General features: G+C 38.5%; 21 protein-coding genes, 4 tRNA genes and 1 pseudogene. 13 read left to right on the top strand and 13 right to left on the bottom strand.

From position 1 onward, the window contains the following. The first annotated feature begins 82 nt into the window (after positions 1–82). The 3 genes from miaB to ybeY are packed head-to-tail and all read left to right on the top strand — an operon-like array spanning position 83 to position 3,152. Positions 83–1,534 carry a tRNA (N6-isopentenyl adenosine(37)-C2)-methylthiotransferase MiaB gene (gene miaB / locus SOI76_RS02460; protein WP_002119558.1) on the top strand — a complete coding sequence of 484 codons (1,452 nt, stop codon included), beginning with the start codon at positions 83–85 and terminating at the stop codon, positions 1,532–1,534. Between the two features lie 37 nt (positions 1,535–1,571). Further along, the gene (phoL, locus tag SOI76_RS02455; protein ID WP_002119513.1) at positions 1,572–2,660 is read left to right on the top strand and encodes a PhoH family protein; all 1,089 of its coding nucleotides are present in this window, start codon (positions 1,572–1,574) and stop codon (positions 2,658–2,660) included. Positions 2,661–2,669: 9 nt separating this feature from the next. Next, positions 2,670–3,152, top strand: a complete 483-nt coding sequence (gene ybeY, locus SOI76_RS02450) for an rRNA maturation RNase YbeY (RefSeq protein WP_104079825.1) — start codon at positions 2,670–2,672, stop codon at positions 3,150–3,152. Positions 3,153–3,253: 101 nt separating this feature from the next. Here the strand turns inward: ybeY and SOI76_RS02445 are convergent, their stop codons facing one another. Then, entirely contained in the window at positions 3,254–4,138 is an 885-nt protein-coding gene (locus SOI76_RS02445) for an energy transducer TonB (protein WP_104079824.1), read from the bottom strand. A 232-nt stretch (positions 4,139–4,370) separates the two neighbouring features. Between SOI76_RS02445 and SOI76_RS02440 the strand changes: the two genes are divergently transcribed. From SOI76_RS02440 to xpt, 3 genes are all read left to right on the top strand, one after another. Then, the gene (locus SOI76_RS02440) at positions 4,371–5,042 is read left to right on the top strand and encodes a hypothetical protein (protein ID WP_104079823.1); all 672 of its coding nucleotides are present in this window, start codon (positions 4,371–4,373) and stop codon (positions 5,040–5,042) included. Positions 5,043–5,201: 159 nt separating this feature from the next. After that, positions 5,202–5,915 (top strand): DUF3108 domain-containing protein, encoded by a 714-nt coding sequence (locus SOI76_RS02435; protein WP_104079822.1) that lies wholly within the window; start codon positions 5,202–5,204, stop codon positions 5,913–5,915. A gap of 72 nt (positions 5,916–5,987) precedes the next feature. After that, on the top strand, positions 5,988–6,563 hold the full coding sequence (xpt, locus tag SOI76_RS02430; protein WP_002119547.1) for a xanthine phosphoribosyltransferase: 576 nt from the start codon (positions 5,988–5,990) through the stop codon (positions 6,561–6,563). Between the two features lie 51 nt (positions 6,564–6,614). Here xpt and wrbA read toward each other — a convergent pair whose 3' ends face one another. Further along, positions 6,615–7,217 (bottom strand): NAD(P)H:quinone oxidoreductase, encoded by a 603-nt coding sequence (wrbA, locus tag SOI76_RS02425; RefSeq protein WP_205668423.1) that lies wholly within the window; start codon positions 7,215–7,217, stop codon positions 6,615–6,617. 358 nt (positions 7,218–7,575) lie between these two features. Between wrbA and SOI76_RS02420 the strand changes: the two genes are divergently transcribed. After that, entirely contained in the window at positions 7,576–8,823 is a 1,248-nt protein-coding gene (locus tag SOI76_RS02420; protein ID WP_104079820.1) for a YihY family inner membrane protein, read from the top strand. Between the two features lie 101 nt (positions 8,824–8,924). On the opposite strand, the gene ycgM is transcribed toward SOI76_RS02420, so the two are convergent. Both ycgM and SOI76_RS02410 read right to left on the bottom strand, forming a co-directional pair. Beyond that, positions 8,925–9,566, bottom strand: coding sequence for a fumarylacetoacetate hydrolase family protein (ycgM, locus tag SOI76_RS02415; RefSeq protein WP_104079819.1), 642 nt, complete (start codon positions 9,564–9,566; stop codon positions 8,925–8,927). A gap of 39 nt (positions 9,567–9,605) precedes the next feature. Continuing rightward, positions 9,606–10,103: a YcxB family protein gene (locus SOI76_RS02410; protein WP_104079818.1), complete on the bottom strand. Its 498-nt coding sequence runs from the start codon at positions 10,101–10,103 to the stop codon at positions 9,606–9,608. Between the two features lie 223 nt (positions 10,104–10,326). Between SOI76_RS02410 and SOI76_RS02405 the strand changes: the two genes are divergently transcribed. Continuing rightward, the gene (locus SOI76_RS02405; RefSeq protein WP_104079817.1) at positions 10,327–11,019 is read left to right on the top strand and encodes a nitroreductase family protein; all 693 of its coding nucleotides are present in this window, start codon (positions 10,327–10,329) and stop codon (positions 11,017–11,019) included. 115 nt (positions 11,020–11,134) lie between these two features. Here SOI76_RS02405 and SOI76_RS02400 read toward each other — a convergent pair. Both SOI76_RS02400 and SOI76_RS18675 read right to left on the bottom strand, forming a co-directional pair. Continuing rightward, positions 11,135–11,211 (bottom strand) — tRNA-Arg (locus SOI76_RS02400). 142 nt (positions 11,212–11,353) lie between these two features. Next, positions 11,354–11,452, bottom strand: a pseudogene (locus SOI76_RS18675) (hypothetical protein); the annotation flags it as partial. A 338-nt stretch (positions 11,453–11,790) separates the two neighbouring features. Here SOI76_RS18675 and SOI76_RS02395 point away from each other — a divergent pair. Then, positions 11,791–14,034, top strand: a complete 2,244-nt coding sequence (locus SOI76_RS02395) for a beta strand repeat-containing protein (RefSeq protein WP_205668422.1) — start codon at positions 11,791–11,793, stop codon at positions 14,032–14,034. Between the two features lie 64 nt (positions 14,035–14,098). On the opposite strand, the gene SOI76_RS02390 is transcribed toward SOI76_RS02395, so the two are convergent. From SOI76_RS02390 to SOI76_RS02375, 4 genes are all read right to left on the bottom strand, one after another. Further along, on the bottom strand, positions 14,099–14,692 hold the full coding sequence (locus tag SOI76_RS02390) for an HAD-IB family hydrolase (protein WP_104079816.1): 594 nt from the start codon (positions 14,690–14,692) through the stop codon (positions 14,099–14,101). Positions 14,693–14,797: 105 nt separating this feature from the next. Continuing rightward, positions 14,798–14,874 (bottom strand) — tRNA-Arg (locus tag SOI76_RS02385). Between the two features lie 39 nt (positions 14,875–14,913). Beyond that, positions 14,914–14,990, bottom strand: a tRNA-Arg gene (locus SOI76_RS02380). Positions 14,991–15,000: 10 nt separating this feature from the next. After that, positions 15,001–15,091: transfer RNA gene (locus SOI76_RS02375), tRNA-Ser, on the bottom strand. 261 nt (positions 15,092–15,352) lie between these two features. Here SOI76_RS02375 and rnr point away from each other — a divergent pair. The 4 genes from rnr to SOI76_RS02355 all read left to right on the top strand — a co-directional run bounded on the left by rnr (position 15,353) and on the right by SOI76_RS02355 (position 20,652). Then, on the top strand, positions 15,353–17,770 hold the full coding sequence (gene rnr / locus SOI76_RS02370) for a ribonuclease R (RefSeq protein WP_205668421.1): 2,418 nt from the start codon (positions 15,353–15,355) through the stop codon (positions 17,768–17,770). Positions 17,771–17,904: 134 nt separating this feature from the next. Further along, positions 17,905–19,959, top strand: coding sequence for a M3 family metallopeptidase (gene prlC / locus SOI76_RS02365; RefSeq protein WP_104079814.1), 2,055 nt, complete (start codon positions 17,905–17,907; stop codon positions 19,957–19,959). A gap of 40 nt (positions 19,960–19,999) precedes the next feature. Continuing rightward, positions 20,000–20,209 (top strand): YheV family putative zinc ribbon protein, encoded by a 210-nt coding sequence (locus SOI76_RS02360; protein WP_032004797.1) that lies wholly within the window; start codon positions 20,000–20,002, stop codon positions 20,207–20,209. An 11-nt stretch (positions 20,210–20,220) separates the two neighbouring features. Next, complete coding sequence (locus SOI76_RS02355; protein ID WP_104079813.1) at positions 20,221–20,652, top strand: hypothetical protein; 432 nt, start codon at positions 20,221–20,223, stop codon at positions 20,650–20,652. A 164-nt stretch (positions 20,653–20,816) separates the two neighbouring features. Here SOI76_RS02355 and SOI76_RS02350 read toward each other — a convergent pair whose 3' ends face one another. From SOI76_RS02350 to SOI76_RS02340, 3 genes are all read right to left on the bottom strand, one after another. Beyond that, positions 20,817–23,012, bottom strand: a complete 2,196-nt coding sequence (locus SOI76_RS02350) for a TRAP transporter large permease subunit (protein ID WP_104079812.1) — start codon at positions 23,010–23,012, stop codon at positions 20,817–20,819. Between the two features lie 179 nt (positions 23,013–23,191). Then, entirely contained in the window at positions 23,192–23,767 is a 576-nt protein-coding gene (rrtA, locus tag SOI76_RS02345; protein ID WP_104079811.1) for a rhombosortase, read from the bottom strand. Between the two features lie 83 nt (positions 23,768–23,850). Beyond that, positions 23,851–24,939, bottom strand: a complete 1,089-nt coding sequence (locus SOI76_RS02340) for a hypothetical protein (protein WP_104079810.1) — start codon at positions 24,937–24,939, stop codon at positions 23,851–23,853. Positions 24,940–25,497: the final 558 nt, after the last annotated feature.

Here is a 25,497-nt window from a genome sequence, read left to right as displayed (position 1 = left end):
CAGCTCAAATACTGTTATAATAGATAGTTTGACCCATTTTGGGCCAATTTATTCTTTTTAGATCGATCTGTTAGGAGCCTGCATGACGGTTCAAACCTTCATTCCCAATGGTGCCAAAGCTGCCTCAGAAAACACTGTTACCCAGCCAACGCACACCACTGATGTTTCAATAAAAAAACTTTATATTGAAACTCAAGGGTGTCAGATGAATGAGTATGACAGTCACCGTATGGCAGACCTTTTAGGGGATTCTCACGGCTACGTTTTGACGACCAACCCTAATGAAGCAGACATTCTGCTCATGAATACGTGTTCTATTCGTGAAAAAGCGCAGGAAAAAGTATTTAGTGAATTAGGCCGCTGGCGTAAACTAAAAGACAAAAATCCTGATCTGGTAATTGGTGTCGGCGGATGTGTTGCCTCTCAAGAAGGTGACAATATTCAAAAACGTGCGCCTTATGTAGACATGATTTTTGGTCCACAAACATTACACCGTTTACCGCAAATGCTTGATCAACATAATGCTCAAGTAGAAAAACCTAAAAAAGATAAAATCAAACTGGTTGATATTTCTTTCCCAGATATTGAAAAATTCGACTTTTTACCCGAACCACGTGTAGAAGGCTTTAAAGCATTCGTTTCTATTATGGAAGGCTGCTCTAAATACTGTTCTTTCTGTGTAGTTCCCTACACACGCGGTGAAGAAGTTTCTCGTCCATTAGATGATGTACTTGCAGAAATTGCAGGTCTTGCGGAAAAAGGTGTGCGTGAAATTTCACTTCTGGGCCAGAATGTAAATGGTTACCGCGGTGAAACATTCGAAGGTGGCATCTGTACCTTCCCTGAATTGTTACGACTCGTTGCAGAAATTCCGGGTATTGGACGTTTACGTTATACGACTTCGCACCCACTTGAGTTCTCTGACGAGCTAATTCAGTGTTATGAAGATTTACCTCAAATGGTGTCGCATTTACACTTGCCTGTTCAAAGTGGATCTAATGATGTTTTACAGGCAATGAAACGAAATCATACGATCGATGTTTATATCGACAAGATTGCCAAATTAAGAAAAATACGCCCTGATATGCACTTATCGAGTGACTTTATTATTGGCTTCCCTGGTGAAACTGATGAAAACTTCGCCGAAACACTTCAATTTATCAAAGACTTAGATTTTGATCACTCATATAGCTTTGTTTATTCAAAACGTCCGGGTACACCTGCATCAGACTTGCCTGATACTACGCCTGAGCACGTTAAGAAAGAGCGTTTAGCTCAAGTTCAAAAAGTGATTAAACAATCTAGCATTGAAAAAACTGATGCAATGCTTGGTAAAATTGAACGTGTTCTTATTGAAAAAGTTTCGGACCAAGACCCTAATATTTTACTAGGCACAGCCGATAATACACGTCTAGTCACTTTTGTCGGTGATGCTTCTTGGGTAGGTCGTTTTGCAGAGATCGAGATTACTGAAATTAAAACTTTAAATTTAGTTTACGGTGAGCTCTTGAATCTTGAGCCTGACGTGGCGTAATGTAGAGGTATTCTAAAGTCTACTGAAAGGTTTTCTCTTGACTGCAGCGATTCGACGTACCGTAACATTTCCTGAAATTTCAATGGAACGTTTAAAGAGCATCTTGGGTGCCTATAATGGGCACCTTAAGCAAATTGAACAGCGTTTAGATGTCAAAATTACTCATCGTGGAGATGTTTTTCATATCGATGGTGAGATAGATGCTGTTGGGAGAGCCGAAGCATTATTGCAACGACTCTATGAAGAGTCTGAGGTATCCCAGCAAATCAGTGCCGATCTGTTGCATCTGTTAATTCAATCTTCTCAAACCGAACGTAATTTCGAGTTAGTTGGAGAAGAAATGGATGAACATGATGCACCAATGGATGTCTATTTCCAGACTAGAAAAGGGCGTATTAACCCACGTGGTGCCAATCAAAAACGTTATGTACAGCGTATTTTGCAAAGCGATATTTCTTTTGGTGTTGGCCCTGCTGGTACAGGTAAAACCTATTTAGCAGTTGCTGCCGCAGTAGATATGCTCGAACGTAACGAAATTCAGCGAATTTTACTTGTACGTCCTGCTGTAGAAGCTGGAGAAAAGCTGGGTTTCTTACCGGGTGATTTAACTCAGAAAATCGACCCATACTTACGCCCTCTTTACGATGCTCTTTACGAAATGCTCGGCTTTGAAAAAGTTGCCAAGTTAATCGAGCGTCAAGTGATTGAAGTTGCACCTCTTGCATATATGCGTGGTCGTACACTTAACCATTCATTTGTAATTTTGGATGAAGCTCAAAACACAACGCCTGAACAAATGAAAATGTTCTTGACCCGTTTAGGTTTTGGTTCTCGTGCAGTGATTACAGGTGATATTACCCAAGTAGATTTACCTCGAGGCCAACAATCTGGTTTAGCTCACGCATTACGTGTACTTGAGAATATTAAAGAAATTCATATTACCCGTTTCCACTCCCGTGACGTTGTACGTCATCAACTTGTTCAAAAAATTGTTGAAGCGTATGAAGGTTGGGATGGTGAACAACAGCGTCTTAATGCTGAAGCACGTGCTGAACGTAAAGCACGTCAAGAAGCATTAGTTGCTGAAAACGATACAGCAGCAGACTTGCAACATCAGGATGCTTAAGGATTCATTTTGAAAATCAGTTTAAGTTTACAACAAGACTTTCAATCACCTGAGTTAGAGCTCAAAAGAGCTCAACTCAAAAAAATTATTGAGACAACTTTACGCCACGTTGGTTATAAAGAAGATTGCGAAATTGGGGTGGCTTGCGTTGATCTGGACGAGAGCCAGCAACTCAATTTGCAGTACCGAGAGAAAGACAAACCGACTAATGTCTTATCTTTTCCAAGTGATATTCCAGAAGAAGTTTTACCAATGCTCGACGCATTACCGTTGGGTGATTTAGTAATTTGTATTCCAGTGGTATTACAAGAGGCTTTGGAACAAAAGAAAACTGCACAAAATCATTTTGCACATCTTTTAGTACATGGTGTTCTGCATTTACTTGGCTATGACCATGAAACCAGTGATGAAGATGCAGAAGAAATGGAAGGGATTGAAGTGCAAATTCTAGAAAAGCTGAATATCGATAATCCTTACCAAGAACAAATCTAATCATTCTTAATTAGATAAAAAACTAGTCTGTCTTCAGATGGTTTTTTGTCTAATTAATTATAATTAATGTGGATAAGCTAAAACTTATCCACATTTTTTAATTAGTGGATCTCAAATTCCGCTTCAGCTGGATCAAAACGCCAAGTACGTACAATACGTAACTCCGAAATATCTTTCATGTTGGCATCAAAATGTCCAAATGGTGCACCGCGACGTACTGAAGACTTAGCAGCTTCATCTAGTATTGAATGCCCTGAGCTTTCAAGCAAACGGATTGCACGAATTCCACCTTGAGCATTCAAAATCACCATTAAACGGACCTCACCTCTTAGTTGTTGCTGTTTGGCTTCTTCTGGGTAATAGCGGTTACCGTAAAGCTCCACTTTTTCACGGAACTTATCTAAATAAGCAGCCGAGGCATCTTTCTTCGCTTGAATTCCGTCTACTGTCTTTATTTTTTGCTGGCGGCTGAAATCTTGCCTGCGTTGTAAATATTGTGCTTCAAGGCTGGCAACCATCGCAGCTTTTGCTTGAAATTGACTTTGTAATTGTTCTAATTCTTTCTTCCTTTGACTTGTATCAGCTTGTTTTTGCCAACTCAAAACCGTCATTAAAACTTTTTCTTCAAATTTCAGTTCTCTTTGTTGCTGAACCTTTTGTAAAGTTTCTAACTCTGAGCTTCCAGTTGAAGCATCATTAAGCATGGGATTTGGAGTATCACTAGAAATCCGGTGAGCCTCACGAAATACACCTGAACCCTGCTGGTCTGCTTGAGCCAAAAAATCTGCCTGATTAACTGGCTCATTGCCTGGTCGAATTGAAATTGCAATTTCTTTAGTAGATTGCTCTGACGGGCTAGGCATGGCAAAGTGGATGAGCAACACAAAAACATGCAGTAAGATTGCCAATATTGTTGCAGCTATAAAGACTCGGTCTTGCCACCAACAATGAAAAGGCTCTATGGATCGACTTCTGTTGTTCAGCATAATCTTAAAAGCATATAAATGCCTTTTCCCCACGGTTTAATACCGAATAAAATGTAAACTAATATTCAAATCTGGATAAAAGTGTGATTCACTTCAAAGAGAGGGTTTTATCCATTTTCATTTTGTCAAAATGTATCAATTAAATTTGTTACACTGCAATATCAAAACCCGTTTTTTATCATAATAAAGATTGTGTGGGCTCTTTAGTAAATTATCTTCTGGAAGTTCTTTTATGCAAACGCTATTTTCCTCATTAGTCAGACGCCTTCAAAAAGTCTATAAAAAAGCAGAAGCATTCATTGAGGAAGAAAGAGATTTTACGTTATCGCAAACCTTTCTGAATGCAACTTTGCAACGTTATGTCACCAATAATGTTGAATTTTTAGATGACCTACATGCTGATCTTTATCATGACTGGTTAAGATTATATGCAACTATGCATGTAAAAGGTTTAGAAACAACATTATCAGTTGATTTAAAACTAATTCAGATGGAATTTAATAAAGAACAACAGCTTTTAGTTTTTGAACAAATTAGTAATACACAAATTATTGAAGCAAAATATAAAAACTTTTGGCAAAAAATCGCCGTGAAAGCCGCAGTTTTTTACTACCATAAGATTTTGAAGAAAGACCCTTTAGGGATGATTCTTGAACGTTTTAATGTAGCAGAAGAACGTGATGAACTTATATTTCTTGATCTCAACCGTTGGTTTGGTAAAAAAGCCAGTATTATCGAAACATTAGGTAAAGTGCATGTAAATTATGCACGGGTGCGTGAAGCTGAATTAGTCGTATTTGGAAATGTGAATTTAGCAGCACTACTATACCGTGATCAGGATGATGATTTTGAAGATGAATTAGAAGACTCTGAAATAACACCAATTCAGCAAAAAGAAGCTTAAATGGATATAAATGAAAATTAACTCGCTGCCAAAAAAAACACAAATAGATTACACATTTAGCATAAATCCTGATTTTTTCTCCATGATCAACAGGCATAATATGTTTAAGTTACAGATGCATCAGCACTAACTTTTTAGTCTGTACAAGGATACTTACTTATGGCAACAAAATTTCTGAAATCGTTTGGCATCGCAACAGGTATTTCAACAACTTTGCTTTTTGCAGGCTTCTCAAGTCATGCTCTTGCCATGAGCCCATTTCAGGCAAATTATCAGTTTACTTATAATAATAAAGGTATGGGTACAGCTACACGTGCTTTAAGCCAGCAAGGTAATAATTGGACTTATAATTTCACTGCAAAAGCAGGTGGCATTGCTTCTGCAAGTGAAACAAGTAAATTTAGTTTTGCTAATGGTAAAATTGGGTCTCAAAGTTTTAGCCGTACCAGCAAAATTTTGATCCACAACAACACCATGAGTATTAACTTTAATCCGAATAGTAAAACTATTTCGACTAAGAAAGACGATAAGGCCCGTTCATTTGCTTGGCAAGCAGGTGTTCTTGATGAGTTAAATGCAGAGTTACAACTGCGTGAAGATTTAAAAAATGGCTCACTTAAAACTTCTTACCCACTTGCAGATGCAAAAGAAGTTGAAAATCGTCGATTTGTAAAACAAGGCAACGAGAAAGTTAAAACCTCTTATGGAACATTCGATACCATTAAAGTCGTTTTACAACATAAAAAACCTGAACGTAGCACAATCTTTTGGTTAGCACCGAAATTAGATTATTTACCAGTTAAAGTAAGTCATATTGATGGTAAAACTTCTTATGGATTGTTATTAACAAGTTATTCAGGTAAGACGAATTAAAGCTTGCATTTTTTTGGATGCTTTTTAAAATACGCATTTGCTTTAAAAAGCATCCGTCTAGAGGATTCTCCCGTGCACGCACTAGAACAGAAAATCTTAACAGAAGGTATCGTTCTATCTGATCAAGTCTTGAAAGTCGACGCTTTCTTAAACCACCAAATTGATCCTGTATTAATGCAGCAGATTGGTAAAGAATTTGCCGCTCGCTTTAAAGATGCAGGGATTACCAAGATTATTACCATTGAAGCATCAGGTATTGCACCTGCAATCATGGCAGGTTTGGAACTTGGTGTACCTGTAATTTTCGCTCGAAAATATCAGTCATTAACATTAAAAGATGATCTATATCGCTCTAAGGTATTCAGTTTTACTAAACAAACTGAAAGTACAATTGCGATTTCAAACAAACACCTTCATTCAACTGATAAAGCATTAGTTATTGATGACTTCTTGGCGAATGGTCAAGCAGCATTAGGACTGATTGATTTAATTCACCAAGCAAATGCAGAAGTTGTTGGCGTCGGCATTGTGATTGAAAAATCATTCCAGCCAGGTCGTGATTTATTGCTTGAAAAAGGCTACCGCGTTGAATCATTAGCACGTGTTCACTCTCTTACAGATGGTAAAGTTACTTTTGTAAAAGAATAAAATGTATATCTAAAAAAGAGCGGATATCCGCTCTTTTTTATTTGTTCAAAATTAAACTAAAAGCTTTTTGGCTACCTCTCCTAAACGTTTGCCCTGAGCTTCACATAAAATCTTTTCATCCTGACTTAAGTTCTGGTCATGGCGGGGACCACTTACATGGCTAGCTCCATATGGCGTTCCACCTGTTTTCGTGTTAGATAATGCCGGAATTGCATTTGGTAATCCCATAATCATCATCCCATGATGAAATAACGGCGGTAGCATAGTAAGTAAAGTACTCTCCTGCCCACCATGCATTGAACCAGAAGAAGTAAAAACGCAAGCAGGTTTATTATGCAATGCCCCATTGAGCCAAAGACTCGTCGTTTGATCCCAAAAATATTTCATTTCACTTGCCATATTGCCGAAGCGAGTTGGGGAACCTAACGCTAAACCTGCACAATTTGCTAGATCATCTAACGTACAATAGATATCACCTTCTGCCGGAATACTTGGTTCAGCTATCGTGATGACTGGAGCAATATTTGGCACAGTCCGAATTTTTACTGACATACCTGCAGACTCAACACCATTTGCAATTAAATGTGCCATTTCTTTAGTAGAACCATATTTGCTGTAATAGAGTACAAGAATGTAAGGTTGCATCGGTTTCATAAATTTTGTTAAAAAGAACACTATACGGTATTTTTTATTTTTTTGGCGAAGCCAATCTTATGAAATTCTAGAAGCGATTGATCGTGTAGTACTGAAGGCAAGCTTCATAACTGACTCAAACCTATCAGATAAAAAGAGTAATCTTTTTGATTTCGCTTATACCTGATAAGAGGAATATGACTTCCTTCACAAGATTATTGCTACAATTTTTTCTATAGCACATAGTAAACTTACAAAATGACTTTCATTCTTTAAGTTATTATTTTGCTTTAATCTACTATTTAAGTTCTTAAGCTAATACTTTGCTAAGCTATCAATCGCCCAACATGATGACTAAAAAAATCGGGATAGACGACGTATGTTACAACGTTTTTTAGAGAAACTTCCTTTTTATAAGAAAACCTGGTTTCAGTTCGTTTTATATGTATTTAAGCGTTTTGAAGCTGATCGGTGCCGTGAACAAGCTGGCTCTCTCACCTATACAACACTATTTGCAGTTGTACCGATGCTAACGGTTTTTTTAGTAATTATTTCTTCAATTAAAGCGTTAGAACCTGCGAGACAACAGCTTCAACATTTAATTTATAGTAACTTTTTACCGAAGAGCACAATCGCATTTGATAAAGCATTAAATGCTTTTACAGAAAAGTCGAGTAACTTAACTGTAATTGGTGTGCTATTTTTATTCGTCACGACAGTTTTAATGCTGACCTCAATTGAAACAGTTTTTAATCGTATTTGGCGTGTAAAAGAAACGCGTAGTGGCATTATGGGCTTTATGCGCTACTGGACCATTATTTCACTTGGCCCTATTATTTTAGGCAGTGCATTTGTTATTTCATCAACTGTTGCTTCGATGAACTTATTAAGCAATAACTTCACAGGTTATCAACTTGATGGCGCATTTCTACTCTGGCTAATTTCTTTTGCACTCACTATTTTGGGTTTCTTCATTTTATATTGGACCATTCCCAATCGCACGGTCCCTGTGTATGCAGCAGGAATTTCCGCTTGTTTAAGTGCAGTACTGTTTGAAATACTCAAAAATTTATTTAGCTTTGTGATGTCAAATTTCACTAGCTATGAAATTATTTATGGTGCATTTGCAGCAGTGCCAATTTTCCTTCTATGGATCTTTCTTTCATGGAATATTATTTTGCTAGGCGTAGAAGTGAGTTTTGCTTTAACTGCATTTCATTCGGGTAAAGAACAAAAACGTCATCCTGTTTTAATGCTATTAGATATTCTTGAGCTGTTTTATAAAAAACAAAAACTTGGCGAAAGTGTAAGTGATAAAGAAGCTCTTGAAATTTTAGGCCGTGGAGAAGTTGGCCGTTGGCCAGCCTATGTACTCTTACTTGAAGAGCAAAATCTGGTTAAACGCACTGATAAAGATGAATATGTGCTTGCCCGTAATTTAACCCAAGTTGATTTCTGGAGTTTTTTCACAGCTCTTCCATATCCTTTACCGTTACGCCAAGATGTTCAAAATGTACATGACGACGATGAATGGATGGAAAAAATAGGACCTGCCTTAGTCGAATCTAATGATTACTTGGCTGCAAAACTTTCTATTCCTCTCTCAACAATTTTTGAAGAGAAATAGAAAATAAGATTATTTATTAATATAGAAGTGCTCCACATCGAGACAATAAAAAACCCTATTACTGAAAAATAGGGTTTTTTATTATCCATTTTAGGAATGGATTAGGCTTTCACAAAAGTTTTCCATACAAACTCTTGCGTTGCACCTTTTAATGTCATTTTCAGCTGATCACCTGCATGTAATGGTCCAACACCAGCAGGCGAACCAGTCATAATTACATCACCCGGTTCAAGTGAAAAGACTTGATTAATATCAATTAATAGATCGGCAATGCTAAACATTAACAGTGCAGTATTTCCATCTTGACGCAACTCATCGTTAATATGGAAAGTGAATTTGGTCTCTTGCCAATCTGTAATTTCGCTCACATCGACCCAGTCTGACAAAACACAGGCGCCATCAAAAGCTTTAGCACGCTCCCATGGATGACCTTTACCTTTTAGTTCATTCTGTAAATCACGCATTGTTAGATCGAGACCCAAAGACACTGCACCAATCGCTTTTAATGCTTTTTCAGGATCTGTTTCACCCTTTAAAGGCTGATCAATGCGCAAAACTAACTCGCACTCAAAATGACAACTGCCCCAAGCTGGATTCCATGAAATACCGTCATTTAAACCAATCAAGCTACTCGGTGGTTTAATAAATAATATCGGCCTATCAGGCATAGCATTATTTAATTCTTTGACATGATCGGCGTAACTTCTGCCCACGCAAACGATTTTTGAAGGACGGGTATTCATGAGGCTTCCTTTGTTGTTGCGGCTAATAATTCCAATAATTTATTTCTTAAATGTATTTTCAAATATAGTTTGATCTGAAACCTGTGCGAATGCACGCTTTGGCACAATAATTACAGTTTTATTTTTTAGCTCAAGCATATAGGTCAACTTGCCTTTAGCAAAAGTTTGCACATCTGCATATTGCATCACTTGCTTACGGCCATTGGCGTAAAGCTCAAAATAATCTTGATATAAGTCGATTCCCTGCTCACTCTTTCCAAACTGGTAACGCACAAATTGTCGTTTAAATAACATCGGTAAAAGCCAGTAACGCATGAGACCTTGCATCACTAGAAAAAATACGCCTAACCCGACATAATATCGTCCAACACTAGAGAGGCCTAAATAAAACCCCCAAATAATAATTGCAATACTAATCGCAGGTGTTAAAAAACGGGTAATTTGCTTTTTCCCAAACGTCACTAATGAAAATCCATCTTGTGACTCTTCTAAATTCAAATAGTAACGTAAAGATAAAGCTGTTTTTTGCTCGGTCATTGCACTGCATCAATACTCAATAAATCGAAACTATTAGAGCATATTCATTTCAGCTTTAAAATGAATCAAAAGCTATTTTTTATTTTGTTTAAAAGTGGAGCTTATTATTAGATTGGAAGATCAGCTACGTTGCATATATAGAACGTAGATTCATATTTTTTGAGCTTATTTCAGTTTTTAAAATTTCTACAATGGGAACATCAACTTCTTAGTGGAATGTCTCATGTCTTTTCTTGCAAAATTATTTGGCTTAAATCAAAAAGCAACAGTCTCAAAAGATGTGGTTATTCAAGCCACTCAAGAAAATCATCTTTCAAATGAAACTAACTTTTTAGAATTAATTAAAAAACGTCGTTCTATCTATTCGATTGGAAAAAATTTAAAGCATACACCTTCGGAAATTGAAGAATTGATTCAAGAAGCGGTCAAACATAGCCCCTCAGCGTTCAACTCTCAATCTTCTCGCGTTGTGATTTTATTTAATCAGTCTCATGAAAACTTCTGGAATATTGTTTTAGATGTATTAAAAACGATTGTCCCTGCTGAAGCATTAGCTGGAACTGAACAAAAAATTCAAAGTTTTGCAGCAGGTGCAGGTACAGTTTTATTTTTTGAAGATCAGGATGTGATTAAAGGTCTACAAGAACAATTTGAGTTATATGCTGATAATTTCCCAGTGTGGTCTGAACATTCAACAGCAATTGCCCAATTTACAGTATGGAGCGTACTCGCTGAACAGGGTCTTGGAGCCTCTTTACAGCACTACAATCCAATTATCGATGAGAAAATTAACACTACTTTTAACATCCCTACTCAGTGGAAATTAAGAGCTCAGTTAGTATTTGGTTCAATTGAAGGCCAGGCAGGTGAAAAAGCTTTTATTGAAGACGAAAGCCGTTTTAAAACATTTGGCTAAATTTTTTAAACTTCAAATCATTTAAGAGCTGGTTGCCATGAGCACTAGCTTTTAAATCGAAATAGTAAAAAACAAGCATAAAAAAACCGCTACATATAGCGGTTAATTCTTCAAGTGGTGCGCTCAGAGAGATTCGAACTCCCGACCCCTTAGTTCGTAGCCAAGTGCTCTATCCAGCTGAGCTATGAGCGCGTACTTGATGTTGCGCATTATACGCATTTTTCAAAGCTTAGGAAGCCTTTTTTCATCTTTCTGTCATCAAACGTCTAGTTCTTAGCCATCAATCTAGTTTACATCAAATAGTTGCTAAAATTATTAGTATTTTTCTCACTTAAGATGTATTTGAAATATTTTTTTTCAAATAAGTTTTATTGGATTTTTGAGGCTTTTGGCCATATACCTAGAAGATAAAGGCTACTGTTTTAGTCAACATTATAGAAATAATATATTTCTGGTTAAGCTTTAACATTATAAGCATAAGTAAAATTTATCGAGGATAATGCTTCAAATGAGTGAAAAAATGATTAAAAAATAATTAATGAAAAAAATATTATATAAAAAATATTATTATTTTTACGTCTAAATTAAATAAATTATTATTGCTTTAAATATTATTTAATATCAAAAAATGTGACTAAAAATACACATTGACAGCTTTTGAGATCTCACCAATACTAAATCGCAATTATTGAGAGATATATCTCAATAATTAACTCGCGCAATAAATAATACTTACTTAAAAATACATAATTATATAGGAAATAGACTGAAATGTTCTTACTAAAAAATCTCGTTTCTTCGATATCAAAAGTTACTCAAGATTTGGGCAATATTATATCGGTGAATACTAATGTAACGGGCGGCTCTACTGTTGATGGTCACATATCAACTTCTGGCTTACTTTCAGATACTCTATCTACAGCAACAAATACACTTACGACAACCACAACTGGTCTTGTTTCTGATGCAGTGGGCACGGTTACAAGTAGTATTGGTTCCACAAGCCCTGTTGACACGGTAACTAATATTATTGGTGGTGTGACTGGCGGAATTAGTGGTGGCAATCCTCTTGAAACCGTAACTAATATTATTGGCGGAGTAACTGGCGGTATTGATCTTGGAACTTCTCCAATTGCTCCAGTTATTGACGTTGTTCAAGGTGGCATCGACATTCTTCAGGGTGTTGAAAGCCTAAAAACTGAAATCATCAATACAGGTATCGACACTGTTGCTGATACTATCATTGGTGTCCTTCCTCAAACTGAACACCCTGTTTCTGAAATTGCTGATCTTGGTACTCTAACTTTCGAAACTTCTCGTGACACGGTAAATGGCACGCTTGAAGTCATTTCTGATCTAGTGGGTGGAGACATTCAAGGCGCAACTGAGTCTGCTACTGGTGTCGTTGAAACATTAATCACTAATGGTACAACTGCGACAGGTATTGTTACTGACGTTGTCGGAAGCATTACAGATGTCGTTGGTGGTGTAACTGGTGGCGTTGATGGCAACCCGCTTGAAGTAATTACTGACATCATCGGTGGCGTAACTGGTGGCGTTGACGGTAACCCGCTTGAAGTAATTACTGATATTATCGGCGGCGTAACTGGCGGTATCGGTGATGGCACATCTCCAATTTCACCTGTGATTGATGTCGTTCAAGGCGGTATTGATATTCTACAAGGTGTAGAGAGTTTAAAAACTGAAATTATCAATACAGGTATCGACACTGTTGCTGACACAATCATTGGTATCCTTCCTCAAACTGAACATCCTGTTTCAGACCTCGCAGATCTTGGCACACTAACTTTCGAAACTTCTCGCGACACAGTAAATGGTGCACTTGAGGTAGTTTCCGATTTAGTGGGTGGTGATATTCAAGGCGCTACTGAATCTGCTACAGGCATTCTGGGCACACTTATCACTAATGGTACAACCGCAACTGGAATTGTGAATAATATTATCGGTGGCGTAACTGGTGGTGTTGATGGAAGTCCACTTGATGTGATTACCGATATTATCGGTGGTGTAACTGGCGGCGTTGACGGCAACCCGCTTGAAGTGATTACCGATATTATCGGTGGTGTAACTGGTGGTGTTGACGGTAACCCGCTTGAAGTAATTACTGACATTATTGGAGGTGTAACTGGTGGCATTGACGGTAACCCGCTTGAAGTAATTACTGACATTATTGGCAGTGTAACTGGTGGTGTTGATGGTAATCCACTTGAAGTAATTACTGACATTATCGGCGGTGTAACTGGCGGTATCGGTGGTGGAACTTCCCCAATCTCTCCAGTGATTGATGTTGTTCAAGGCGGTATTGATATTCTTCAAGGTGTAGAAAGCCTAAAAACAGAAATTATCAACACTGGCATTGATACAGTTGCAGATACAATTATCGGCATCCTTCCACAAGCAGAACATCCAGTTTCTGAAATTGCCGACCTCGGCACATTAACCTTTGAAACTTCTCGCGACACAGTAAATGGTGCACTTGAAGTAGTTTCTGACTTAGTTGGTGGTGATATTCAAGGCGCTACTGAATCTGCTACTGGTATTCTCGATACGCTGATTACAAATGGTACAACTGCTACTGGTTTAGTCACAGAAATCATTGGTGGCGTGACAGGAACTATTGGTGGGGTAACTGGTGGGGATAGTTCACTTGGTCTACTAACTGATTTACTTGGTGGCTTAACGGGTAGCGTTGGTGGCGATAGCTCTCTTGGTGTAGTGACCGACCTTCTAGGCGGCTTAACTGGTGGTGTGACTGGCGGTACAGACAACCCTATCGGTATCGTTACAGATATCGTTGGTAGCTTAACGGGTGGTGTTACTACTGGTGAAGGCGGCTTAGATGTTATCTCTAATTTATTGGGCGGATTAACTGGTGGCAGCTTACTCGGTGGTGTAACGTCGACAGTATCAAGCGTAACTAATACAACGCATACTATCGTACCTACATCATTACTTACCGATAACTTCTTAGAAAACTCTTTCAATACTGTTTAATATAAGTCATTAAAATAAAGCCACTTATTACAAGTGGCTTTATTTATTAATATATCTTTAAATATTAATTCACTTCTTCCCATCTATAATATTTTTTATGTGCCAGCTCTAACATTGCATAATCATTAGGTGTATCACCATAAGCATAAATTGTAGAATACTGAGTTAAATCATATTTATTTTTTATTCTATTTACTTTTTCTAAATATCCACAATCACCATTAATAAAATCACCTGTCAAAATACCATCACGTATTTCAAGTTGATTACATATAACCTCTAAATCTAAAGATTGGCACCAGCTTTCTAAATAAACACCTAATGATGCAGATACAACCACAACCTGATCACCTTGTTGTTTATGCCAAAGAATACGCTCCAAAGCATTTTGACGCACACAGGTAGGAAGGACATTTTTAGCAAACTCTTGCCCCATATATTTTAGGGAATCCGCATCATAGCCCACGTATCCCACTTGGCAGAGTTTAGTTCGAATGGTTTTATCGGCTACCCATCCAAGCTTATAACCCGCTATATAAGGTGCAAGTCGAATACCACCTAGTATTTGAGTTTTTTTATTTAAAGAAAATTTAAGGAATAGACTGAATGTATCGTTATGAGTGATCGTGCCGTCAAAGTCAAATAAAGCTAAGTTCATTTATGATTATCTCTAATATAATTAAAAAGTTATAAATTTAGATTTTTTAAAGTACTAAAAAACAGGCACAAAAAAACCGCTATAAAAGCGGTTAATTCTTCAAGTTGGTGCGCTCAGAGAGATTCGAACTCCCGACCCCTTAGTTCGTAGCCAAGTGCTCTATCCAGCTGAGCTATGAGCGCGTAACTTGTGTGCCTTTCAGCGATTCGTTCTATTTTACTTGGTGCGCTCAGAGAGATTCGAACTCCCGACCCCTTAGTTCGTAGCCAAGTGCTCTATCCAGCTGAGCTATGAGCGCATTAAGTAAATGGCGGTGAGAGAGGGATTCGAACCCTCGATACCAGTAATAGGTATGCTTCCTTAGCAGGGAAGTGATTTCAGCCACTCATCCACCTCACCGGAACGAGCCGCCATAATACAAACTAAAACCCTATTGTTCAAGTCATCATAGTGAAATTTTCTTGTTTTTTAGTTCAATGAATTATTTTTTAAGCAATTTTCTCATTATTTTCGTCTTTTTCGATCAAACGCTTGTTAAGATAGATATTATTTCTTCATCAAAACACTGTAGTGCATAACACATTATTGCAAACCTAAACGTGCAGTTCGGGTCTGCATGACTTATGCTAAACTTATCTGCCAAGCGTGAAACCAAACGACATGACAAAAAACTGGGCTGACCCCGAAGCGAAAGCTGAAGCTGAACGTTATGACAATCCTATTCCAAGCCGTACTCTTATTTTAGATACATTGGAACAATTGCAGACACCGCAATCTCATGCAGAACTTGTCGATCATTTTAATATTCATGACCAAAAAAGTATTGAAGCACTCAGTCATCGCTTAAGTGCTATGGTTCGTGACGGTCAAATCATGAAAGACGGTTTTAAATTTCAGTTGGTGGCAGATCAACCGACCTATGAAGCAACTGTTTATATTAATAGTAAAGGTTTAGGTACGGCACATATTGATGGTCAAACTGATCTTTTACTTCCTGAACGCGAATTACGTTTAGTATTTAATGGTGACCGAGTTAGAGTGCGCCAGACTTCGGTTGACCGTAAAGGTAAAGCTTGGGGTTTTATCACAGAAGTTTTACAGCATCGCGTTAAACAATTAATTGGTAAATTGTCAGTTCACGATGGCGAATATTTTATTCAACCCAATAATCCAAATCAGCACCAGCCTATTCCTTTAGAAAAAGAACTGGTAACGCATGCTGAAGCAAATGTTGGCGATATGCTACGTGTCGCAATAGATAGTTATCCGACTCGTGAAAAATTTGCGACGGCGCATATTATTCAATCTATGGCCGACAAAGCTGATACAGAAATTATTATTCCGCAGACTATTCTTGAGTTTGGCTTACCTTACGAATTTCCAGATGAAGTTATAAAAGAAGCTGAAAGTTTTAAAGAACCATCTGCTCAAGATCGTGAAGGCCGCATTGATTTACGAGATTTAGCATTAGTTACGATCGATGGTGAAGATGCTCGAGATTTTGATGATGCGGTTTATGCAGAAAAACGTCCAGGTGGCGGTTATCGTGTAGTTGTCGCAATTGCTGATGTTAGCCATTATGTCCGCTTAGACTCAGCCCTCAATGAAGAAGCTGAGGAACGTGGTACTTCGGTATACTTCCCGCACTTTGTATTACCGATGCTACCAGAGGCATTGTCAAATGGCTTATGCTCTCTAAACCCTCATGTAGACCGTTTATGTATGGTCTGTGATTTAAAACTCTCTCGTACAGGCCGCGTAACTGGTTACGATTTTTATCCATCAGTAATGCATTCAAAAGCGCGTTTGACCTATACACAGGTGGCACAATATTTTGACGGCGCAACAGATGCGATTCCAAAAGATCGTGATGTTCATAAATCTTTAAATACGCTTTTCCAGCTTTATCAGATTTTGAAAAATTTACGTGCTGATCGTCATGCAATGGAATTTGAAACCATTGAAACTTACATGACTTTTGATGAGCTAGGCGGGATTAAAGAAATTTTGCCACGTACACGTAATGAAGCACATAAACTTATTGAAGAGTGCATGTTACTTGCTAACGTTGCTGCGGCTGAATATGCATTAGAACATGATGTTCCAATGTTGTATCGCGTGCATGAAGCTCCAGAGTTCTCACGCATTCAGAAAGTAAAAGACTTTGTTAAATTACTGGGTCTACCCTTCCCTGACCAACCAACTCAAGCAGACTATCAAAGAGTAATTGAAGCAACTAAAGATCGTATTGATGCTCCTAGTATTCATGCCGTCTTATTACGCTCAATGATGCAAGCTTATTATGGCGCAAAAAATGCAGGGCACTATGGTTTGGCTTATGAAGCTTATACGCATTTCACTTCGCCAATTCGTCGTTACCCAGACCTATTATTACACCGTGCCATTAAAGCTCACTTGAAACAAAAGCCTTATCCACTCTCTGGTGCTGCACTAGATGATGCAGGTGAACATTTCTCTCAAACAGAACGCCGTGCTGATGAAGCATCTCGTAGCGTAACGACTTGGTTGAAGTGCCACTACATGCAACAGCATTTAGGAGATGAGTTTATAGGTATTGTGAGTGCGGTAACCGAATTTGGTTTATTCGTGACACTGAAAGATTTATATGTCGATGGCATGATTCATATTAGCCAACTTGGCGATGACTTCTTTATTTATGACCAAGCGAGTCAAAATCTAGTAGGTCAAAATCGTGGTCAAGTCTTTGGATTAGGTGATGAAGTTAAAATTCAGGTTGCTGGTGTTAATCTGGAAGAACGTAAAATTGACTTCCAGCTCATTAAGCAAATTACCCATGCGGGTCGAGTAGTTCGTAGCCGTGCGCCGCGTACGACTAAAACAACTGCTCAGGCTAACGAAGAGGTCTTTAGCAAACCAACCGTCAGCAGTGATGGTGAAAGACCTGTTCATAAAAAGAAAGAAAAAAGTAAGCCAAGTTCTTACACCAAAAAATCTGGTAAAAAAACCTCAGCAAAAGCCGAGACTAAATCAGAAAAGGTGAAGAAAAAATCTAAGCCTAAAAAGAAAAAGTCGAATGCAAAATCAAAGGCTGAATAGTGAGTAAATAATTATCACGCTTCAGAAATAAGTCTCCAATAGGAGGCTTATTTCTTTTTAAAAGGGTTATTTTACACATTAAGCTTGATTTCCGACTTGAGAGGACCTACATCTAATACCATGTTTAAAAAATAATGTGGCTATTAGCAATGACTTTACAGCAAGCGACTTTACCAACTCCGCGTTTTGACCAAATTGAATTAGAAAATTTAAAACAAGACATCCAGCAAGCAATTCAAGCAGGTCAGGAATTTTTAAATACTCTTACAGCTGCACCTACAGATGCAGCTCAGCAACTTGCTGTACTTGAGCAAGTCGATACACTTGAAAATAATCTGAGTGAATCATGGGGCGTTTTATCGCATTTAAACGCGGTAATGAGCAATGCAGAAACGAGAGAAGTCTATCAATCTTTATTACCAGCATTAAGTGAATATTACACTCAGCTTGGTCAACACACGGCGCTTTATCAAACCTATCAACACATCCATGATGGTCAAGGCTATACATCGCTTAGCCCAGCCCAACAAAGTGCTATCCGTCTAGCTTTACGTGACTTTAAACTTTCAGGTGTAGCTTTAGAGGGTGAAGAGAAAAAACGTTATGCAGAGATTTCTGCGCGTCTTTCACAGCTTTCTTCTGATTTTTCAAACCACGTACTTGATGCAACACAAGCTTACTTTAAACCACTTACCGAAGATCAGCTAAAAGGTCTTCCAGAAAGTAATATTGAGTTGTTAAAACAGTACGGCAAACAACGTGAACTTGACCAAGCTGTAGCAACCCTCGATTTCCCAGCATATTTTGCGATCATGACTTATGCAGATGACCGTGCATTGCGAGAAGAGCTTTATAGAGCGTATGTAACTCGTGCATCTGATCAGTCTGAACAAACTGAGTTTGATAACAGCAAAATTATGGAAGAAATTTTGAGTCTTCGTCAGGAAATGGCGAAACTACTTGGTTTCAATAACTATGCTGAATATTCTCTGGCAAGCAAAATGGCGCCAGACGTAAAAACAGTTCATGAGTTTTTGGTTGATCTAGCAGAACATGCGCGTGCTCCTGCGCTTCAAGAAGTTGCAGAACTTCAAGAAATTGCTAAACAAGATGGTGTTGATGAGCTTAAACCTTGGGATACAACTTACTATTCTGAAAAGCTTAAACAGCAACAATTCAACTTATCTCAAGAAGCTTTAAAACCTTATTTCCCTGCCCCTAAAGTTATTCAGGGATTATTCCAGATTGTGCAGCGCCTATACGGCATTAATATTATCGAAAGACAAGCACCTGTCTGGCATCCTGATGCACGTTATTTTGAATTAGAAGACCAAGGCCAAGTGATTGGTGGATTCTTCTTTGATATTTATGCACGTACAGGCAAACGTGGTGGCGCATGGATGAATGGCTTCCGCTCGCGCATGCAAACACTTCATGGTTTACAAAAACCAATTTGCTATATGGTGTGTAATTTCACTCCTCCTGTAGGTGATCAGCCTGCTTTATTGACTCATGACGAAGTCATTACTTTGTTCCATGAGTTCGGACATGGTTTACATCATATGTTGACCGAAGTAGATAATATCTCGGTTGCAGGGACTCATGGTGTTGCTTGGGATGCAGTAGAACTACCAAGTCAGTTTATGGAATTCTGGTCATGGGATAAAGAAAGTCTAGATGTATTAAGTGAACACATCGATAGTAAACAGACTTTGCCACAAGAATTACTAGATGCTTTATTAAATGCTCGATTCTTCCAATCTGGTATGCAAACTTTACGTCAGCTTGAATTTGCATTGTTTGACTTAACCATTCACACCAAAACGCCTGCTCTGAACAGTGAGCAAATTCAGCAAACCCTAAACGATATTCGTAAGCAGTATGCAGTCGTTCCTACTGTCGACTACAACCGTTTCCAGCATAGCTTCAGTCATATTTTTGCTGGCGGTTATGCCGCAGGTTATTACTCTTACAAATGGGCAGAAGTCTTAGCGAGTGATGCATTTGATCGTTTTGAAAATGAAGGCATTTTTAACACTCAAACAGGTAAAGAATTCCGTCAGGCAATTTTAGCTGTGGGTGGAAAAGACACTGCGCTTGAGGCATTTGTAAATTTCCGTGGGCGCGAGCCTAAAATTGACGCGTTGTTACGTCATCAAGGTTGGACGAATGACAACAAAACCGCTTAAACTATGGGCCTAAATTGATCGTGTGGTTAGGGTGATAAAGATGAAAAAACGTTTCATTGCTGGGGCAAAATGTCCAAAATGTGAAGCCATGGATCGGATTGTCATGCTAACCACCGCAGAAGACGAATGGATTGAATGTATCGAATGCGGTTATAGTGAAAATCGTCCCACTCATGTTGATGAGCCTGAAACGCCTGCTGAACCGGATGAAATTGGGGTAATACAGTTCAAGCCACGTCGTCCCGACTAAAGGTCTTAAACATGCCACTACAAAGAAAACAAAACTCAAAATTATTATGGATTTTAATTGGGGGCTTAAGCATTCTCGTAGTGCTTTTTTTTGCAGCGCAATGGTTTTTTAAAAAAACCGAGTCGTCAGCACCACTGGTTGATCCACAACCTGTCTCGACTCCTGCTCCTGCTAAACCGAAATCGGCTGAGCCATTACCAAGTTCTGAACCTTTAGCTGAAAATGCAAGCTCTCAGCAACTTGTTAGTGAAAATGTGCTTAAAGAGCCTGTCCCTGCCCAAGAGTCTTTAGCCAAAGAAGAAGTATCTAAATTTGAAGATATTCATCGGCAGCTAAAAGATCAGGAAGCAACCTTAAAAGCTCAGCATGCAGATGCGGATCAATTAACTAAACTCAAGGAAGAACAAGTTAAATTGCTGGAAGCTCAGCTTAAACAGCAATAGTTTTTTAATGGGCTTTTGAAAAAGCTAAAACTCTCCATCTTTAGCTTTTTTGTTCGGATTTAAAAATAGTACTAATTATCTTTTTCTAAATTTACTCAATCTACGTATTAAAAAAGCCCTCCGTTTAGGAAGGCTTTTTTGTATAACCAATACTTTAATTTAAGTTAATGATACCAACCAAATAACTTAAATACATATGGCACATAAGTCACTAATACCAATGATGAGAACAAGACAATAATTGGTAGCAACCAGCGCTCATAACGGAAGTAGAAGCTTGTATATTTCTCTTTCGCTTCAGCATCAGCAGCATTCACCTCATCATCTCCGACAGATAATCTTGTTAAGAGATGGTTCAAGGCAACTGGTGGTGTTACATAACCAAATTCGAATGCAACCAATACAATCATCCAGAAATGAATTGGATGAATACCATTTTCGTATGCCACAGGCGCAATAGTTGCAGCAACTAAAATTACAGCACCAAATGGATCTGTACACATACCAATAATTGCAAGCAATAGCGCAATACATGCAAGTGAAATGTAAATACTGCCTAAATGGGTCGGCAATAATTCAACCACTTCAGAGCGTTCAATTAAACCACCTACACTTGCAGACAATGCCATCAAGATAATTAGAGCACCAATATGACCTACAGTTTCTGAGGTCGCAAAACGAAGTGCTCCACCAAAACCAAGACGGAATTGAGAACTATGTGGATCATGCGCACGAAGAAATGGTGATTTTTGTTCGTGCTCACGAACAATCGCCTCATGAATATTAATTGCAGGAGCTTCTTTGGTAGCGACCAATTTGTCATATAGGATCATTGCGATGAGGACTAATGGCAAAATTACTGGTGCAGTAAATTCGTTCATTCCTGTATCTAGTGCATATTTATAGATCGCAAGAACAACAGCAGTGATCAAAATATATGGAATTACAGGTACAAAGGCACGCATCATGCCCGGAATCGCAACTTTTGGTGAATTCACACGGAATTTTTCTTCAGCCAAGAGTAGTGAAACACCCAAGAAAATAAATGCAGTTAACCAAAATACATAAATACCATGCCCAAATAGCTCATCCGACGTAACATGACGGCTATCAAGCATTGCAATTAAAACGACTAATAGACATGGACGTACAACTACCCCTAAAGAACCTGACATTGCAGACACAGCCAAAGCATATTGACGGCGAGCACCCGCATTCCAGACTTCTTTATAAATAATTGCACCGGCTGCGATAACGAAAATACCTGATGCACCTGTATAAGCTGTTGGTACAGCAGCAGCAATTAGAATTAACCAAGTTAAGGTTTCTGGTGCCAAGTTCCATGGACGAAGCACATTAAGGAACAAGTCCATAACGCGTGTTTGAGTTAAAAGCATACCTGCCCAAATAAACAAGGCAAGGTTTAAGAAGATACCTGAGAACTCAACCAATAAACCAAGGTAAATCCCTTGCCCCATTGGGTAATCCATAAAGAACGTAAATACGATGCCTGTAATTAGGGCCATGTAAGCGTATAAAGGCACTGATAATAAGGCTAAGCCTATATTCCCGCCTTCACGCTTTGGTGGAGGTGAAACAAATAATTGATACAAACTAATTAAAGTCAGAACAACAAATAGAATCATCCAGATCCAGTAAATCGTTACTGTTTCATAGGTAGGTGTTACCCCAGAATTTATGACTGAACGATACTGACTAATGACAGAGGTACTAAGCAGCGCATTACCAATCAACATAAACAAGGAATACACTTTGTAATCTATTTTTGTTGCCGGATTACGCAAGCCAATATGGTGATATTTCAACGATGCAGTAATCGCAGAAATCAGAACCATAAAGACCAGTAAAATGGCACGGTTTTCTGTACCGAATTTAAAAATACCAAAGAAACCAGTCTCGATAGCACGATAAGTACGTACCCCAGGGTTAGCTTCGATATATTTAATAGTTTTATCATATGCCTGATATTTTTCATCACATTGTTGCTGCGCTGCGAGTAGTGATGCACGGACATCACTTTCCGATGCTGCACCAAAGAAACTCGCGAAATCATCAGACGCATTCGCTTTCATTTGTTCTTTTACTTGAGCCTCGATATTTGGATGTCGATCACAAGTTGGCTTTTCAGGCTCAGCACGCAAAAAAGAATATTGCATACCTGTAGCAGGGTCGCCATAAAGACGTTCCCCGATACGTAATAATTGTCCGTGGATCATTTCCCCGGTACCAATAATTAGCGTCATTAATAGCAGAATGAGGATGACGAATGTTGAGATCCATTCGTTCCAGATATAACCCAGCAGACCTAATCCAGATCTTTTTTCTTGATGTTCTTGCATAAATATTCCAATTTTGTTCTCTCAAGTCCCTAAAATTTAAAGAATTGAGTCATGCAATTTTTCTTGGTCAGGGGTTAAATCCATCCCCCTTCTACCAATCCCTTTATTCAACGATCAAATTTGCATCAAACTTTATTAATAAAGAATGACTAAAATCACTTTTTTAACAGTTTGTATTGTCAATGTTTCTTTTTTAATCTCTGCATAAGCCAATAGCATCCCCCAAAAATTGCTCCACCTATCGCTCCATATAAATGAGCCTCAGTTAAAACAGGACTCCCTATTAACTGGGCAGTTCCTGTTTGTCCGAATGTATTTTCCCATATGAGTTTGGCTACGATTAAACCTAGAACCAACACAGCAAAATTACGCTCTTTACGATATTGCAGATAAACTAAAGCAACCGCTGTATATAGCCCATGTAAGACACCAGACAGGCCTGCATAAGCTTCGATATAAGGTAAATAAAAGTAGAACACCAAACTAATAAAGGGTGGCAATAGTAAAAGTAGACTTAGAAGATGCCATGCTTTTGTATGTGGAAAGATAAAGGGTAAACAAGCGAATGCCATCATATTTAAAAGGAAATGAACCCATCCAACATGTACCCAATGAGCAGTCCACAAACGCCAGAACTCACCAAGTAAACTTTCGCGCCAATAAATAAAGCTATCAGGAAACACCTGTAGACATGCAGATATGGAAATGCACACTGCGACCAAAAGCACTTTACTATTCAGTACATGATCCTTCATGGCACACTCCTTGAAATTAAACTTCTTACGATTATTGTAGAACTTAACAATAGACTCGCAAGAAGTTAGCCTTTCAAATATTTTTACTGCGCTGCCAGTGGAGCAGATGAATCCGCAGGGACTTCAGAAGCAGCTCCGCCATCAAACAATTCATCTAACTCTGCTGCACCTTCATTCTTATCATCCCAGAAATGAGACATACCATCATCTCCGGTACGTACACCAGTATGCTCGGTCCAGTAACGATCAGAGATACCCCGTACAATAAGGCCAGCCATACTATCGATTAACTTAAAGTTCGGATTGACAGGTTTGTCATCAGCTTGAGACGCCGCATAAGATCTTAATGCATCACGGATTTTTGCATCATCACCGCTTGCTTGAGCAGCTACAGCATATAAGGCATGAGATAGGCGAACACCTTTTTTCTCACCAATCTGAATTGACTGTTTTAAAGTTTGGTATGGATCAGGTTTCCCTTCATCAGCACCTGGCAATAAAGTCCAGATAACAGCACGCGTTGCATTAGGTGCGCCCCAGAATTTTTCATTATCAAGACAAACCATGCCACGCTCTACAATAGCAGCAATATCTTTAGGAACATTGACTGCGCCGCCTGAGTTAATATCGTTGGTCACAGCCTGAAGACCACTGATCATGCCAAGTAAATAAACGGTTTGATCAGTATCATTACGCATCGTTGGGCAAGAGTCACCTAAGTGATATTTATATTTAGATTCCCAACGATCAGCAAATAACTTATAGCCTGTATACTGACGTTCAGCTGCAATTGCCGCCCAACGCTTCTGTGCAATACGTGCATCTTGGGCTTCTGTTACCTGCCCTGCTTTTGAAGCACGTAAATAACGCAGTTCTTGTTCTAAAGCTTGATTTTCCGCACATACACCTGATGCTGCATACATTAATACTGCAACACGTGTCGGATCTGCACCCATCCCTTTAGTAGACATGATTGCAGGTGTTAACGCGCTACCAGTATTACATACCATTTCAGCATCTTGCATTGCTAAAATAGGCGGAACGACGTGCTTTTCCGTAAAACCTAGAGCAACATTTGCTCCGGTTTTCACGACGTATGAACAACCTGATAAAACTGAAGCTGCAAGAAAACTCACCGCCAAACCTTGGCTTATTTTTTGGACTTTAGACATCTTCCTGTCCTCTATATAATTTGTTTTTTCCTTTTCAGATGTACATTAGCAGATGCATATCTTGAATAAAAGAGTAATTACTCTAATTGTAGCGCTTATACTTTGACACACTTCACAGCAGATAAAATTGACAGTTTTTCGAGGAAACAGAAATTTTGGGCAAAAAAAAGTAGCATTGCGACGGTTCAGCACATGCTACTTATTAACTGGGATAAGCTTTTAACGGCTTATATTATTTTTGTTCTATATAATCCTTAAGTAAAGTTCCTGCTCTTCCTACTACTACAGCCATAACGACTGCAATTAACAGAAACATCCACATTGAAATCTCCATGAGAGACCTCCTTACTACAATCGCACCCAGTTATAAACTGGACACTTGATGAAATTAATCGACTAACCAATTTTAATAATTGACTGATCGACGACCTTGCATCCTCTGTCTCTTAACTCTGTTAAAATTAACTTTGTTAAGATGTTCCCTGAGTAAAGTTCCTGCTCTTCCTATTACCACTGCCAGAATTATGGCAATGACCAAGAACGACCATGTTGGCATCT

Origin of the sequence: Acinetobacter pittii (assembly GCF_034064985.1) — a bacterium.
Taxonomy (GTDB): Bacteria; Pseudomonadota; Gammaproteobacteria; order Pseudomonadales; family Moraxellaceae; genus Acinetobacter; species Acinetobacter pittii_H.
This window is presented reverse-complemented; position numbering and strand designations above follow the sequence as displayed.